Here is a 15,075-nt window from a genome sequence, read left to right as displayed (position 1 = left end):
CATTATTTTTTAGGATTTTAAGAATCGGAGCTTAGATAGTGATTTTCAAAATTCTGTACCATGACAAAATAATATTTGTTAAATGCAATGCCAATGCTCACATGGGTATGAAACTTGTTTAAAATATTATTCTTGTGTCCATTGTTGCAACAAGCCTCATCATTATTCATCATGGAGTATTCCAAATCATTAATTGCTTTGTATTGATCAAGTACCGGACAGTAATACCGCTTGAAATCATAACATAAATCAGATGCTTTGTAGTAATTTTGACCATTGTTTGAAAGTACATAACTTATTTGCCCTATGTTTTGCTGAACATAGCCAGTACCATTATACAATGAATATAACATGTAGGGTTTAAACCCATCCAGGCTCATGTGAGATATGGTCTTAGTTTGTAATAACTCATTTGCGTGAATTTGGGCAGCTGTGTTATTACTTTGTACTAATGGCGAAAGAGCATGTTTTGCACGATCCTCATTTATCTTGGATAAAGCAAAATTCTTTAATGCCTGAATAGTACCTGAGGAATCATTATAGTTAATCGTAGAGATGGGATTTGACGCGTATGATATAGACACATTAGCAATAAGTAAAGTAAAAATCAAAAAGGAACCAACTAACAATGGTTGGTATTTACTAGGCATATACAATGAATTTTCATAAAAAATAATATTTTTATTTTTTGTATTATTCATGCAGTAAAATCTTCCTAATTTTTCCCTATTTTGATCATATTTACTAGTAGTTTATCTATCTTGCCTATTGGAAATAATGCCTACTCACCTGCATATTTATTCGATAAATAGCGTACAGTTTTAATTTTCCTAAATTCAAAAATTTTCTTTAAATTATTTTCTACATAACCTTCCATTAATTTTCCTAAAAAGAAAAAAGGCAATTCGAATTCAATCTTGTCTGTAATAACTGTTTGATTTTCTTCAATTTCTGAAAATAGATGTACATGTTTCCATTTTTTGAATGGTCCTTTTACCATTTCATCAATATACATATGCCTAGATATATCAACCAAAGATATTATTGAATTCCATTTGCTGTTATAAAGGAATAACCTGCCTGATATGGTCATTCTGAGGCCTTTGATAATTTGTTTATCGGAGGTTTCAATAATTTTTAAGTTCAGGTTGGGTGGTGTAATTATTTCTAGATGCTTGATATCAGTATAGAACTTCCAAACTTTATTAATGCTACAATTGACCTTGAATGATTGTTCAAAAGATTTCATTTTTAATTCATCACCAGATAAGTCAATTTTTATGTTTTTCTAGAATTAGAAAGTCATTCCCATCGACATCTTTAAACATCGCATGAATTCCTAGAATAGACTTTAAAGGATTACGAGAAAAAGTAACTCCTTTCGATTTTAAATTATTAAATGTACCATGAATATCATCGGTCCTAAAAATTATCACGGGCATGGGTTTTAGATCTTTTTTAGAAATTAATGATTTTGGATATAGATTAATCGAGGAAGTCGATGATCTTGGGGCAATCTCCACCCATCTGAAGTTTGATTCCAATTCCAAATCACATATAATTTCAAAGCCTACCTTTTCAACCCAAAAGGTCAAAGACTCCTGCTGATCTTTTACAAATACAGATGTTGAAGCAATTCCAGTTATCACCATTTATCTAATTAATTCACATTCATCCCGCTTTCCTTTTAATGTTTTATTTTCCATCGAAATTGGAAATCTTGTATATAGATATGTTGATCGATTGTCCTAATTTCATATCCATTCATCTTTTACTATATGATATATCTTCTTTCTTACGTCATCTAGGTTAGATTTTTCAACAATTAGCCCTTGTTCTTTTAGTTCCTCCAACCCTGTTTGAACGGTTCTACGGGGTAAATTAGTAATATTAATTAATTCGCTTTGTTCCATAGAATTTCGAGTTCGAATGATATAATAAATGAACTTTGTAGCTGGACTGCCTTTGGCTATTTTTTTCATGCTGGAAATTCCATAACTAGATCGGGATAAGAATCCCTTTCTTTGTGATTCAATGGATATTACGTTCTCCAAATTTGTTTCAGCAAGATTCACCCTTTGACCGAATTCAGCGATCATTGCTGACTGTTGAATTTCCAAAGGAGTTTCAAATATGATCTTATTTGGAGATATTTTCGACGTTACTGCACCAACTATATTCCATTTAATATTCCCTTTTTCGTCGTATATGCCTACGGCATATCCCAGATTACCTTCAAGGAGAATTTTTTCTGAACCCACTTCTATTGCCTCATTAATTTTAGTAATTGATTGATCAAACGAAAGTTGCCTTCTTGGATCTTTCTTTCCTACTTTCCATAGTGCCACCAAGTCTTTGGACTTTAATTTAGCTGCAATCTGTTTCTTTTTTTCTAGAGATAATTCAATATTATTTTCACCTACTTCAATGATGTCAAACCCCAGCTTTGAGGCATCTTCAATGTATTTATCAAATGATTTTTCTAACAGAGCATATTCTGTGAGTGTACTCCCAACGGAAACCAATATGTCATGTTCATGGTAGAAATTTATCCGTTCCATAAGTTGATCGTTTGAAATCAAGAGGGGCAGTGGACCATAAATTTTTACAATGTCTATTAGCGGAGAAATTATTCTGAAATTCGCACTATCAAATCCTTGAAATTTATCTACGATATAAGTAATTCCTTCTTTCCTCGGTTTCTGCCAATCAATCCTTTTGGTAGATAAATGGTCGAGCATAAGTATCAATAAGAAAAGAGGTATATTGAATTATACCCAGTCAGATTCGTGTAATTTATTATTTTCGAAAGTTAGGCTACTTTTCATTACTATTTCTCTTAATCTGACATTTCAAAGTACTCATTTTGTGCTTATTCTACATGATGATTATGATTTATTTAATCATAAAACCTAACAAATTTTGTTTTGCAAATTCTAATCTGTTATATCTTACATTCTCAACCAAAAATTGCGAATGTTAAATATTCTTCTTTTTCTTTTCTATTTAATAATAACCAAATCAGTCTATAGTTTTTATAATACTTTTCTTATGGCTATTCATGTCTAATACAAAATCAGAAAATATGAGAAGAGCTGATCATAATATCAATTCCATTTTTGTTAACCGGTGGTCTCCTCGGTCTATGACAGGAGAAGAAATAAACGATGATGATTTGATGAGTCTTTTTGAGGCTGCAAGATGGGCTCCTTCTTCCTTTAATAATCAACCTTGGAGATTTATCTATTCTAAAAGAACGGGTAGTGAATGGTCCAAATTTTTAGATTTATTAAATGAGGGTAACAGGATCTGGGCTAAAGATGCCGGAGTCTTGGTAGTAATAATATCAAGAAAGAACTTTGAATATAATGAAAAACCCTCAATAACTCATCAATTTGATGCAGGTGCTGCTTGGGAGAATCTGGCTTTGGAGGCGTCAATTAGAGGAATTGTGGCACATGGAATGCAAGGATTTGACTATCAAAAAGCTAGACAGAATCTGAATATTCCCGATAATTTTGACGTCATGGCAATGATCGCAATAGGTAAGAGAGGACCTATCGAAAAATTACCTCCAAAGTTACAACAGGTCGAACACCCTAATGATAGAAAGTCACTAAAAGAGATTATCATGGAGGGACGTTTTAAGAATATATCATAGAAATAGTTCTGAAAGAAAAGATAGAATAATTGTTCAATCGAACTTCATGGTAATACTAATCATAAAAAAATTGTTCAAACTACAAGAATTATAAACAATTGTGTTGTCTCTAACCAACTCTTGTCAAGGTAGCATATATGATAAACTGTAGTAAATCTAAGCTAAAGTTATTTTGAAGTTTGAATAACAAAACGATAATGCAATATGTAAAATACAATAAAGTTATGGTAAAACGGGGTAAAAGAGACGATAGTACCAACGGAATTTTGGAGTTTTTCAAAGGAATTGAAACACAAGAAAGTAAAATTATAGGTTTATAGTAATGGATAGTTTAGAAGACCCTTCTGAACTTGTTGTGCTCACTTTTTGGGAACCTAAGGAGATATGGATAAGTTCTATCAATCTGAAAATCACCTGTTATCTGGTTTGGTTGAAAAACTCAAACCCTCTTTTGAAATACTACCCGAAAGAATAGATTATAAAGATTCTGACTTTAAGATCTAATCTTCATAAGATTTACAGTACTTTTTGTGTTGAAAAAATCAAGTATTGGTAAAGTAGTTAAGGAGTAAAAGGAGAAAAGTATTTTATTAAACTTAATTTTATTTTACTTGAAGGTTGATATCATCAATGTATATTTTTATTATCGTCTAACGACTTTGAGGAGTTTTGAAAACTATTTTTTAGTATGCGAGTCGTATTGGATACGCTGCTACAAATTTAAACTAGAATAATGGAAGGTTTTATCATCCAGTTTTAAAATTATTTATTCAAATCTATTTTTTTTATATGTGTGTTTTAGGATCATCCTTTGACTTATTCCATGCGTAACGATTTCATTGATTCAGGTTGACAATGTTTCTATTGCAGCATTTTCAAACAATAATGTTTTTTCAAGATATTTAACCAGGTTTTTTATTTGATAATCCTTAATATTTTGAATCATAGTATTACTTATATCTCCATAGAAGTTATATAATAGTTAGAGATTCTACATAAAAAATGAGTTTATTTGTTCAGATTTGTATTTTAATATGATGATTCAAAAAATATCAAGAATTAAGTATAGATCTTTATATAATTTTATGACAAACCTTTTTGTAATGTTTATCCATAAAAATTCAAAATTTAACTCAACACGTTATATTGTGACAGTAACATTGTTTGGACTAATAATTTTGTCAGTAGTTCCAGCCATGTTTAGTGGGTTTTCTATTAATACTACTACTACTGCCACCAATATTGTCCAAACAGTATTGGCACAGGGAGAAGATCCATTTCCTTTAGCAAATAATGAAACCTTAACACCAACACAACAACAAGCTCGTGAACAACTTTTGAATGAACAGGGTTTCTCAGTGAATGTGATAGCAAGAAATCTTAGCGCTCCTCTAAACCTTCTATATGGTCCTGACGATAAGCTCTGGATCACAGAACGAGTAGGAAAGGACATTGTACGAGTAGATCCAACTAATGGTAGCAAGCTTAGCACTACGCCTATCCCAAACGCTAACCAATCTAAAGGTCAGGATGGTGTATTGGGAATGGCATTTGACCCAAACTTCAATAGCACACATTATATTTACGTTGCCTACACTTATGAGGGCAATTTGGGTAGTCAAGGTGAAGGAGTACCTGAGCTCAAAACCAAAATTACTCGATTTACATACGATCCATCCTCAAACAATATTAGCGAGCCACTAGACATAATTAGTGGTTTATCAGGAAGTAGTGATCATAACTCTGGACGTATGACATTCGGACCTGATGGCATGCTATACTATACCATAGGAGATCAGGGCAAAAACCAACTAGCTTTGGCCTGCTTGAACAACATGGCACAACACCTTCCAACGGCTGAAGAGGTGGCAGCCAAGAACTGGAGTACATACGAAGGTAAAGTACTTCGTATGAATCCAGATGGCTCAATTCCTGAAGACAATCCTGTTATTAATGGAGTCCAAAGCCACATCTACACATATGGTCATCGTAATGCTCAAGGTATAGCAGTTGGACCTACTGGCGATATTTATATTTCAGAGCATGGCGATAATTCTGATGACGAAATAAACCGTCTTGTAGCAGGTGGAAACTATGGATGGCCTTATGTCTCAGGCTATATTGACGACAAAGCGTATCAGTACTATAACTGGTCTGCTGCAAAGAATTGTCCAGAATTAAAGTTTAACGATGTAGCACCTGCACCTGTTGGGGTGACTGTAAAAAATGAAAGTGAATTCAATGCAACAAATTTCGTCCCTCCAATTCAAACGTTTTACACGGTAGATAAAGGCTTTAACTTTACAGAGGCAGGTAAGTCATGCGGAGAGATGACCTCTACGTGTTATCCAACCGTTGCACCATCAAGCTTGCGTCTTTATACATCTGATACTATTCCAGGGTGGGAGAATAACTTGTTAATGACTACATTGAAGGGAGGAAAGATCATCAAAATAACACTGGACGACAACGGCACAGCAGTCAAAGGTAAACCTCAAGAGCTTTTCCGCTCAGAGAACCGTTATCGAGATATTGCGTTTAGCCCTGATGGTAGTACCGTTTATGTAATTACGGATCCGGCAGGCCCTGTGCAAGCTATGAAAGACGGTCCCATCATACCTACCACAACTTTGTGGAGCCCTGGTGCGCTTATAGCATTCAATTATGTGGGAGGAGGCAACTCGACTTTAAAGTAGGCGCAATACCTTTAACCCCTTCCAACCCTTTTCCTATAATAAAACCATAAACTGGACATCATAAAAAATAAACGTTCTTTCGGCGGGAAGATAAAGGTTGGATTAAACTTGTATTAAGAATTTGATAATCCCTCATAAATGGAAGATAGATGGTAATAAGGTGGTCTAATACGAGATGACTGGGAATACCGATTCTCTTTTGATTATTTGAATTTTAAGTTTTTTTAATCTGATTCTGCCATTCACCAACTGAATGAATCATTGATAGAATTAATATTGATTTAGAATATGGACTTGTGTAATTATGTGCAATCGAAATTAGATAGGCAGGTTATTCATTCATTTCCCTTTAGTTACATATTTTAGTCGTGATTGTGTCTAGTTGTTATTGTCTCTTAAAGAAGATTTAATCGTAAAGATATTAGAAATCTCTAAAGAAGGCATCACAAAATCAAAAATTTTTGAATCTTTAACTTATCTCTCTAAAAGTCAAATTAACAGAACATTAGCCTACATAGTAGATAATCGTATGTTACAATTTACAGAAATCAATTTACAATTCATTACAACTGATAAAGAACTTTCGTATCTTGAATATAGATATAACCAAAAACTATAATCCTTTAGCATCCATAAATTGTATTTTTTGAAATATCTTAGGTAACAGTAGATTCTATCCATACCCTATATACAAAATCTTCGAATGACCAATTCAATATTTTTCATTATCTAATTTACGTATATAACAGATTATTTAGTTTGATATTCTAAATCACAATTGATAGGTCTTTTTGTAAGAAACAGGTCATATACATGAATATATAATTCAACATTTATGATTGGATTAGATTATCATAAATTCATCCATAAACTATAATTGATGCAGCGGTTTAACTGCTATATGAATGACCAAAGACTAAAGATTGCCATCGTTATTGGCAGTACTAGGCCTGGACGTAAAGGTGAAGCGGTAAGTCGATGGGTATATGAGATAGTCAAGAGTCGAGGGGACGCCGAATATGAGCTGGTGGATATTAAAAACTATAGTCTCCCATTACTGGATGAACCGATTCCACCTTCTATGGGTCAGTATTCTAAGGAGCATACCAAGATTTGGTCTGCAAAAATCGACTCTTTCGATGCATATGTGTTTGTGACACCAGAATATAACCATGGAATCCCCGGTGCATTAAAAAATGCTATTGATTTTCTCTTTAAAGAATGGAACAACAAAGTCGCGGGATTTGTTAGTTATGGTAGCGCTGGAGGTGTACGTGCAGTCGAACAATTGCGTTTGGTTATGGCAGAGGTTAAAATTGCAACTGTTCGAGCTCAAGTGCAATTATCTCTATATACGGATTTTGAAAACTTTTCAATATTTAAACCCCATCATATTCACGAGAAATCGATTAACACTCTGCTAGATGAGTTGGTTGCTTGGGCGGGCGCTATGAAGTCCCTTCGCTCAAGTTAGTATAAGCATAATTAAAGTAATAGAGTAATTCAAACTCAATTTCATATCGATTTAGCAGGTCATCATTGAATCCCGCAACGCACATAACGGTTTAATAATATTACCAACTAATACTACCATGCAATGCCAGAATTGTAAAGAACACTTCCACCCTCAATTAAGGCATAATAACCCTGAATCTAATGAAGATACAAAATTATGGCATAGGTTATATTATCAATATTGCCCCAATTGTAAAACTTTTCAGGTGTATCTTTATGAGTATACGAATAATGACAAAATGTATCCTATGGGAACAGATTTAGAAAATAGGTTAAAATATTTAGGAGGAAGTCAGTCTGGTAACGAGTCAAGAGGGTAAATTATAACTCTACGAATGTTATATTTACCGAAAGTAAGATTCACCTTTTCGAATAAAAGGATTATAGCAATTTCTTTGATAGTCAACCAGGTTCCATCTAAAAGACTATCACAGTTTTTCCAAACTTTATCATCTCTTCAGGTTTTCCACACGAAGGAATAATCTCTCTATCTTATTTGGGACTAGATTAAAGTGTACAAATCTCAAGGGAAAGCCAATGAAGATGAATTCTCAAAATACATATTAGACTATACATTAATTAAATTACCTGTTAGTATGAATTTAACTGGTTGCGAATTGCAATTGAACTTAAAACAAAATTGTTGATCATTTGCTTATCAACCATACTATTTTAAACATTCGAAAAAATATTGACTGCTATTTTAATATAAATATTCAGTATTCAGTATTCAATTTGATATTTTTATTAGTTTTCATTTTATTTCGTTTCAGGGCCAATGTTTTCATTAGAAGGTATCTTAAGTGAAGGCAATGTCTTTTGAAGGTAAATCCTTTTAGGTTCCAACCATTTTGGTAATACAAGTTTATTTCCCAACTCCGCAGATTCTTGGTCGACTAGAAAGCCAGGCGTATCGGTAGCTATTTCAAATAATACATCTCCTGGTTCTCGAAAATAAATAGAATTAAAGTAGACCCTATCAATAACAGGGGTAACATTCAATCCAAATTTAACTATTCGATTACGTATTTCGGCTTGATTTTCGTTTGTAGGTGTTCGCCATGCAACGTGATGAACAGTTCCCGGACCACTTGTTCCTCGATGGCTATACGGGTGACATATTATATCCACAATTGAAGGAGCAGAATTAACTGTAGTTTGAACTTTTTCTCCTCTAACAGTATCATCAATCTGAAAACGAACTCTATTACCTTCATTTTGTATTCTAGAAAATCCAAGTGTTTGGGTTAAAAGGGAAACTGTTTTTTCATATCCTTCTAGAGTAAGAGTAATTGAATGTAAACCCCTAATAGCGTGCTCTATTGATATGGGACCCCCATTCCATGTATTTATTTTTCTATTTTCTGCTTCTTTATTGGCCACCAGCTCTAGTTTTAATCCATCATGATCAACAAATGTTATGATTTGCTCACTGTTAAATCGTATTGCAGGCCCTCTATGAGATATTCCTTTATCTTTAAATCTGGCAATCCAATATTCTATTGCATTTTCGGGAATCGTAAATGATATCGTATCAACCTGTCCCGTACCTCTCCATCCTTGTTGTACATATTCCAACGGAAAAAATGTAATAATGCTTCCGGGCCTACCTAACTCATCACCATAATACAAGTGATAGTTTGTAGGATCATCAAAATTTACTGTAATCTTTACTAATCTTAATCCCAAAATACCTGTATAAAAGTCAATATTCTTCTGAGGATCACGCGCAATGGCCGTAACATGGTGTATTCCCAGTACACCTTGATCAAACTTTTCTGAACCCATAAAGCATTCTCATACTTAATATCCATTCCATGAATATAAACAAGTCCAGCTATGATAATTTGTGTGATATTCAAGCTTGAATTGGTTTTACCAATAATTCAAAATATTCTTTGTGGCGTATTACTTTTCTACTTTTATGAGGATTATTAGAGGATATTGATAAAGAAGTTTATTGATTACTAATTGCTGGTTCAATACCCATAAAAAAAGAATTGTGTACTAAAGACAGCCTTGTGAAGGAATTTCAAAGCCGTATTGAAAATATTGCATTAACTTTAGAAAGTAAAATCTTCTTAATTGTTTGTTGGGTCATAATAAGGAACGCATTGATGCAACATGAATCTAAAGGTGCTCACTTTAGATCCGACTTTCCAAATGCAGATTATACCGATCCGGTGGGTTTAGTAATAGATATATTACGAGTCCAATTCCTTTCAGAAAGTTATTGAGTTTATTAAATTTTAATATTATCTTAATCGAGTCCGATTTTTAACATGTTTTGAATATCCCAATCTCTTAATTGCTTCGTCTGTCAATCAACTCATATCTTATCAACTTAATTTATTTCAATACTACAATGGTTTTGATTGATGATATTTCTCCAATGTCGTTTGCTGATCCATTTGAGAAAAGGTATTAACTTGTTTTAATGAGGAATAATGATAAATAACTATTCTTTGGAATAAACAAAATGACAGGTCAGTAAATAAATCTTGTTAATTGGAATATTTAAAAAAGAGTCATAATTAATAAAAGCAGGATAATTTCGATTCTATAAAGTGTAATGGTTAGACAATTAGTTTCTTCCTCTTTGGTTACTATAACAATTTATTATATCCGTAAAAAATGCATTATATTCATTAAGAAGAATGGTAAAATGTATAATAATATTATAGAATACAAACTTTGGGATGTTGAAAATAGGAACCCATATACAAATTGTAATGCATAATAAAACTGATCGAAAATGGGAGAAGGTTTCATTAGAGTTGCTGACACTAAAGACATAGCCCCATCACAAATGAAAGAAGTTCAAGTTGATGGTGAAAGTGTATGTATTGCGAATGTTGACGGAAAATACTATGCCATTGGTAGTATTTGTACGCATGAAGGGGGCCCTCTAGCAGATGGTATTCTCGATGGATATGAAGTAGAATGTCCTTGGCATAAATCTAGATTTGATGTAAGAACCGGAGAGGTAACAATCCCACCAGCAAATGAACCAGAACCCGCATATGAGGTAAAAATAGAAGGTAACAACATATTGATTAAGATACAAGGTAAAGGTAAATTACCACCCCGATCTGAGCTAGAATTATTAGAAAAAATTAAAGTAGAGGGAACCGATGTAATGTCATTTAAGTTTAGTAAACAAAATAATCAAGTAGAAAAGAGCCAGACAACGCTACTATCAGACTATACTGCAGGTCAATTCGCCTTTTTTGACATAGGCGGTGTTGAAAATGATCCCAAAGGTCCGATTAGGCACTTCACCATTTCATCTTCCCCCACAGAGAACTTTATAATGTTTACAACTAGGATAAGGGATTCTCCATATAAAAAGAGGTTTTCTATATTAGAGGACGGGACCAAAGTCAAGGTTAGGGGTCCCGAGGGACAATTTGTGTTACATGACGATCATTCAAAGCCGGCTGTGTTTCTCTCTGGAGGAATTGGTGTCACTCCATTTAGAAGTATCATAAAGTACGCTACAGATAAACAACTACCCCTAAAAATAGTAATGTTTGATTCAAATAGGAATCCGGATAATATACTTTTCAAAAAAGAGTTTGATTATTGGACAACTTTAAACAAAAATCTGAAGATCATCTATACTGTTAGTGAAGACAAACATGATGATAATGATCAATCAAATGTTAGAAATGGTTGGAAAGGGGAGTATGGAAGAATAAATAAGACAATGATTTTAAAATACCTCGACAATAGTTTATTAGACAATTCAATATTCTACATTTGCGGTCCTCCAAGCATGTTGAAAGCTATGCAGTCATTGTTGCAGGAAGAATTAAAAATTTCAAAAGAAAGAATAAGGGTAGAAGAGTTTACGGGTTATTGACGTAATAATAACAGAAAAATATCTTAATCCGTTGGAATTAAGAAATCTAAAGATAATTGAATAGTAGTCAAATTGTTTAACTCGTTTCTGATTTTTCTCTCCGTTTGTTGTAATAAATTATCTTCAAAGACGAAACTGAGATGAAAATAATTTATTTCTGGCACAGATAAGAAACACTATCAAATCACAACTAGAGCAGAATTTATCAACTTCATTTCCATGGTAGGTTTCGAATTATATAAATTTACATTATTTGTAGTAGATGTGAGAAATACGATCATTATAAAGAGTTAAGGTAAATTAACTTCATTTGTATTACAAGTTATTTTAATTGAAAGATTTATTTATTTTTTTTATGACTTTGTTAGTTTTCTCTTCTCCTTCCTTCATCGAATTCTTAATGGTCTGCGGTGAGAAATCCGCATTTTCCGACATATGAGGATATGGTTCATCACGTTTTACATAGTAAATTTCTTTGATTTCTGCTCCATGCTCTTGTTTGTATATTTTATACTTCTGGCGTATTCTCTTGAGTTGTTTTTCTTCTATTTGTAATTTATCAATATTATTTTCTACTATTTGGTAAAGCTCTTCAATATAATCTAAATATCTTGATATTACTTTAGACATTTGTACATTGTGTTCTGTTTTATCTGAAAACATAATATCCCTAGCTCTGTGATATACTTCAAACAAATTCTTTGGCAGGTCATCTATATTCTTTGGATAGTTTTCTACTATGCATATTCTTTTATCCTTTTTTGGTGACGCAGCAATAACCTCCCTTAAAGGAGTATTGCTCAATAGACTGCCATCCCATGCATAGATTCCATCTTTTACTTCTATCCAACGAAAATTATATAGTGGATAAGCAGAGGTTGCAAGAATATGTTTGGTAGTTATTTGCTCTTTATAACTATCAAATGTTAACGGTCGTGAATTTAGAACATTTACAGCAGTTAAAATTACGCGGACCTTAGAATTTGCTTCTGGCTTTAGTTTGTCATAATTGACGTACTTTTCTAGAGTTTTTATTATAGGCAAGTGGTCATATAAGAAAGTCCATTTCTGTGGAGTAAAATATTCTCGATCCTTTAAAGCATATTCTGATGCCCATCTAGGGTTAAACATTTTACTATTTCCAAAAATGGCAGAACTGTAAAAGGACTTTATTTGTTTAATTTTTATCTCCATCTTAATTCTATCTGAAGAGTAGTTTTCCCTTATTCCTGCTATTGTTGCTGATAAAGCTGAAAAATAAGGATAATATCCATATTTAGAAAATATTTGCATTTGTTCCATATACTTGTTCCAAGCAAAAAATGGTGAAAGATTATCGATATCTACAAAGCCTTCAGATAGTTCTACCCAAAAATTTTCGAGGAGTTGATCAGTGTGTTCTTCACTTTTACTTCCTGCTATTATCGCGGCATTTATACCCCCAATGGAAGTACCCGCAATCACATCCAAATTGATATTATTTTTTACGAGAGCTTTATATACACCACATCCGAACGCTCCTAAAGAACCACCACCTTGAAGAATTAATACATTTTCGATAGCACCATCAGACATAGTCAAATGGTCCTTCCTTAGGCATGTAATTGATCACTATTACTTTACTTGACATTTTGCCGTCCTCACTCTACATGATGGTTATTAATTAATTGATCATAGAACCTGACCGATTTTATATTTACAAATTCCAGCATACCATATCTTGACAGTTCCCTACCAAAACCACTCTTTTTTACTCCGCCAAACGGAAATCTAGGATCTGAAGCTACAACATTATTAACAGATACAATACCTGACTCGATATTGCTTGAAAGTCTTTCTGCCTTGTCTAAATCCTGCGTCCATATACTTGTTCCAAGGCCATATTCCGAATCATTAGCATTTCTTATGGCTTCCACATCATCATTAGCTGCGATAATCCGAGCGACTGGGCCAAATACTTCTTCCTGAGCCATAGACATTTTTGGTTTAACATTCTTAAGAACTGTTGGTCTATAAAAATACCCTTTTTTCCTACTTGTTCCCCTCCTGTTAGCACTTCGGCACCTTCTTTAATGGAGGCTTTAACCTGAGAATCTATTTTCTTTAGACCACTAGAGTTTACAAGAGGTCCTAAATCGGTATCATCTAATAGAGGGTCACCTACCCTAAGTTTTTCAGTTTTTTGGATATCAGATAAATAAATGTAGCAATTGATTATTTTGTCTAAATCATCTTCATCATCAAACTTTGGCATACAAGTGAGAACCTGGGGTTAGAGCAAATTTATTAAGATATAATATTATCATTATAGTTGATATTGGATCTAAGAGTTATTTTAGTACCCTACGATAGTTCCCATTATTCTGAAAATGCATTGGAGTATGCGGTATATCTAGCGAAAGCGATCTTTTCAGGTGATCCAAAAAAACGAACTATTAAAATCTTAATGTTACATATAGTGCAAGAAATACCCTTTACTACAACTCTTTTAGGTAAAATGAAAATTAATCGTAAAAATGAGAATCCACCATTGAATGAACATGCTAATAGTATATATCAAGAAACAAAAACTCTCATGCAAACAGATATGGACAAAAAAAAGAAGACCTACAAATCTATACACGGAATTAAACTCGATTCATGTATTCTTTACGGCGATCCCGCTAATCAAATTATAGATTATTCTAACAACAATAGAGTTGATTTGATAGTTATGGGAAGTAATGGACTGCAAGGATTAGCTAAATTCAAAGGACTTGGAAGTGTATCAAGAAAAGTATCGGAAGCGGTTACTTGCCCTATGACAATAATAAGATGATATAATTAGGAACAATATCTGATACCATATATAATAGAAAATGCATATTTTTCTATTGAGAACTGTTCTATGAATATTGCAAAATATATTAATAATAGATTATATTGATACTAAATAGTTTATTTAAAATTTTAATGCCACTTATTTAATATACATAAGAAGATATCCTCTTACAGTCAATAAAGCAATGGCAAAATGAAGAATTAAGTCCTCTTTCTCTAATCCAGAAGTCTGTGAATGCGAACCTGTTCTACTTTTTTGGACACTCTTCTTGATCTTTTTTGTTTATTTATGAGCTATTTTAATAATGTTATTTGTAGAAGATAAAGCATCGCACACTTGGAGTGATATGATTTTGTGTATAAACTTGCAATCCTTCGCTAACTCAGTTTATACAATAATAATGTCAACAACTAAATGACACCCATTGAAAGAACTAATTCATAACTTAAACAAGTTATTTTTTTGAAATAACACCGCGAATTAAAATATATATACATATCATCAGTTAATACAACTA

At 32.9% G+C, this 15,075-nt stretch carries 14 protein-coding genes and 1 pseudogene; 8 read left to right on the top strand and 7 right to left on the bottom strand.

The genetic code is table 11. The features are described from left to right. Nucleotides 1-17 precede the first annotated feature (17 nt). The 4 genes from AAGU22_RS01785 to AAGU22_RS01770 all read right to left on the bottom strand — a co-directional run bounded on the left by AAGU22_RS01785 (nucleotide 18) and on the right by AAGU22_RS01770 (nucleotide 2,741). The gene (locus AAGU22_RS01785) at nucleotides 18-701 is read right to left on the bottom strand and encodes a CAP domain-containing protein (RefSeq protein WP_458720536.1); all 684 of its coding nucleotides are present in this window, start codon (nucleotides 699-701) and stop codon (nucleotides 18-20) included. An 80-nt stretch (nucleotides 702-781) separates the two neighbouring features. After that, nucleotides 782-1,249 carry an SRPBCC family protein gene (locus AAGU22_RS01780; protein WP_458720535.1) on the bottom strand — a complete coding sequence of 156 codons (468 nt, stop codon included), beginning with the start codon at nucleotides 1,247-1,249 and terminating at the stop codon, nucleotides 782-784. A gap of 22 nt (nucleotides 1,250-1,271) precedes the next feature. Continuing rightward, nucleotides 1,272-1,652 (bottom strand): VOC family protein, encoded by a 381-nt coding sequence (locus AAGU22_RS01775; RefSeq protein ID WP_458720534.1) that lies wholly within the window; start codon nucleotides 1,650-1,652, stop codon nucleotides 1,272-1,274. A 102-nt stretch (nucleotides 1,653-1,754) separates the two neighbouring features. Continuing rightward, nucleotides 1,755-2,741, bottom strand: a complete 987-nt coding sequence (locus AAGU22_RS01770; protein WP_458720533.1) for a phosphosulfolactate synthase — start codon at nucleotides 2,739-2,741, stop codon at nucleotides 1,755-1,757. Between the two features lie 320 nt (nucleotides 2,742-3,061). Here AAGU22_RS01770 and AAGU22_RS01765 point away from each other — a divergent pair, with 320 nt between their 5' ends. The 5 genes from AAGU22_RS01765 to AAGU22_RS01745 all read left to right on the top strand — a co-directional run bounded on the left by AAGU22_RS01765 (nucleotide 3,062) and on the right by AAGU22_RS01745 (nucleotide 7,831). Further along, the gene (locus tag AAGU22_RS01765) at nucleotides 3,062-3,661 is read left to right on the top strand and encodes a nitroreductase family protein (protein ID WP_458720532.1); all 600 of its coding nucleotides are present in this window, start codon (nucleotides 3,062-3,064) and stop codon (nucleotides 3,659-3,661) included. Nucleotides 3,662-3,840: 179 nt separating this feature from the next. Then, nucleotides 3,841-3,981 carry a hypothetical protein gene (locus tag AAGU22_RS01760; protein WP_458720531.1) on the top strand — a complete coding sequence of 47 codons (141 nt, stop codon included), beginning with the start codon at nucleotides 3,841-3,843 and terminating at the stop codon, nucleotides 3,979-3,981. An 828-nt stretch (nucleotides 3,982-4,809) separates the two neighbouring features. Next, a complete protein-coding gene (locus AAGU22_RS01755) occupies nucleotides 4,810-6,357 on the top strand; it encodes a glucose/sorbosone family PQQ-dependent dehydrogenase (RefSeq protein ID WP_458720530.1) in 1,548 nt (515 codons plus the stop codon). A 388-nt stretch (nucleotides 6,358-6,745) separates the two neighbouring features. Beyond that, nucleotides 6,746-6,976: a hypothetical protein gene (locus AAGU22_RS01750; RefSeq protein WP_458720529.1), complete on the top strand. Its 231-nt coding sequence runs from the start codon at nucleotides 6,746-6,748 to the stop codon at nucleotides 6,974-6,976. A 282-nt stretch (nucleotides 6,977-7,258) separates the two neighbouring features. After that, nucleotides 7,259-7,831, top strand: a complete 573-nt coding sequence (locus AAGU22_RS01745; RefSeq protein ID WP_458720528.1) for an NADPH-dependent FMN reductase — start codon at nucleotides 7,259-7,261, stop codon at nucleotides 7,829-7,831. Between the two features lie 800 nt (nucleotides 7,832-8,631). On the opposite strand, the gene AAGU22_RS01740 is transcribed toward AAGU22_RS01745, so the two are convergent. Further along, on the bottom strand, nucleotides 8,632-9,660 hold the full coding sequence (locus AAGU22_RS01740) for a ring-cleaving dioxygenase (protein WP_458720527.1): 1,029 nt from the start codon (nucleotides 9,658-9,660) through the stop codon (nucleotides 8,632-8,634). Between the two features lie 212 nt (nucleotides 9,661-9,872). Here AAGU22_RS01740 and AAGU22_RS01735 point away from each other — a divergent pair, with 212 nt between their 5' ends. Both AAGU22_RS01735 and AAGU22_RS01730 read left to right on the top strand, forming a co-directional pair. Continuing rightward, nucleotides 9,873-10,109, top strand: a complete 237-nt coding sequence (locus AAGU22_RS01735) for a hypothetical protein (protein ID WP_458720526.1) — start codon at nucleotides 9,873-9,875, stop codon at nucleotides 10,107-10,109. 518 nt (nucleotides 10,110-10,627) lie between these two features. Continuing rightward, nucleotides 10,628-11,737 carry a Rieske 2Fe-2S domain-containing protein gene (locus AAGU22_RS01730; protein WP_458720525.1) on the top strand — a complete coding sequence of 370 codons (1,110 nt, stop codon included), beginning with the start codon at nucleotides 10,628-10,630 and terminating at the stop codon, nucleotides 11,735-11,737. 327 nt (nucleotides 11,738-12,064) lie between these two features. Here the strand turns inward: AAGU22_RS01730 and AAGU22_RS01725 are convergent, their stop codons facing one another. Together AAGU22_RS01725 and AAGU22_RS01720 are read right to left on the bottom strand one after the other, a co-directional pair. After that, on the bottom strand, nucleotides 12,065-13,312 hold the full coding sequence (locus tag AAGU22_RS01725; RefSeq protein ID WP_458721723.1) for a patatin-like phospholipase family protein: 1,248 nt from the start codon (nucleotides 13,310-13,312) through the stop codon (nucleotides 12,065-12,067). 65 nt (nucleotides 13,313-13,377) lie between these two features. Beyond that, nucleotides 13,378-13,991: pseudogene (locus AAGU22_RS01720) on the bottom strand (aldehyde dehydrogenase family protein). 63 nt (nucleotides 13,992-14,054) lie between these two features. Between AAGU22_RS01720 and AAGU22_RS01715 the strand changes: the two are divergent. Beyond that, a complete protein-coding gene (locus tag AAGU22_RS01715) occupies nucleotides 14,055-14,555 on the top strand; it encodes a universal stress protein (RefSeq protein WP_458720524.1) in 501 nt (166 codons plus the stop codon). Nucleotides 14,556-15,075 lie beyond the last annotated feature (520 nt).

The sequence above is a fragment of the Candidatus Nitrosocosmicus sp. R genome, from assembly GCF_054408505.1.
Note: the sequence above shows the minus strand (reverse complement) of the source record. Positions and strands in the feature narration are given on the sequence as shown.

Bases quoted from the DNA above. Each gene is read 5' to 3' on its own strand.
- AAGU22_RS01780 (WP_458720535.1), bottom strand. From the start codon at position 1,249: ATGAAATCTTTTGAACAATCATTCAAGGTCAATTGTAGCATTAATAAA.
- AAGU22_RS01725 (WP_458721723.1), bottom strand. From the start codon at position 13,312: ATGTCTGATGGTGCTATCGAAAATGTATTAATTCTTCAAGGTGGTGGT.
- AAGU22_RS01775 (WP_458720534.1), bottom strand. From the start codon at position 1,652: ATGGTGATAACTGGAATTGCTTCAACATCTGTATTTGTAAAAGATCAG.
- AAGU22_RS01745 (WP_458720528.1), top strand. From the start codon at position 7,259: ATGAATGACCAAAGACTAAAGATTGCCATCGTTATTGGCAGTACTAGG.
- AAGU22_RS01785 (WP_458720536.1), bottom strand. From the start codon at position 701: ATGAATAATACAAAAAATAAAAATATTATTTTTTATGAAAATTCATTG.
- AAGU22_RS01730 (WP_458720525.1), top strand. From the start codon at position 10,628: ATGGGAGAAGGTTTCATTAGAGTTGCTGACACTAAAGACATAGCCCCA.
- AAGU22_RS01770 (WP_458720533.1), bottom strand. From the start codon at position 2,741: ATGCTCGACCATTTATCTACCAAAAGGATTGATTGGCAGAAACCGAGG.
- AAGU22_RS01765 (WP_458720532.1), top strand. From the start codon at position 3,062: ATGTCTAATACAAAATCAGAAAATATGAGAAGAGCTGATCATAATATC.
- AAGU22_RS01740 (WP_458720527.1), bottom strand. From the start codon at position 9,660: ATGGGTTCAGAAAAGTTTGATCAAGGTGTACTGGGAATACACCATGTT.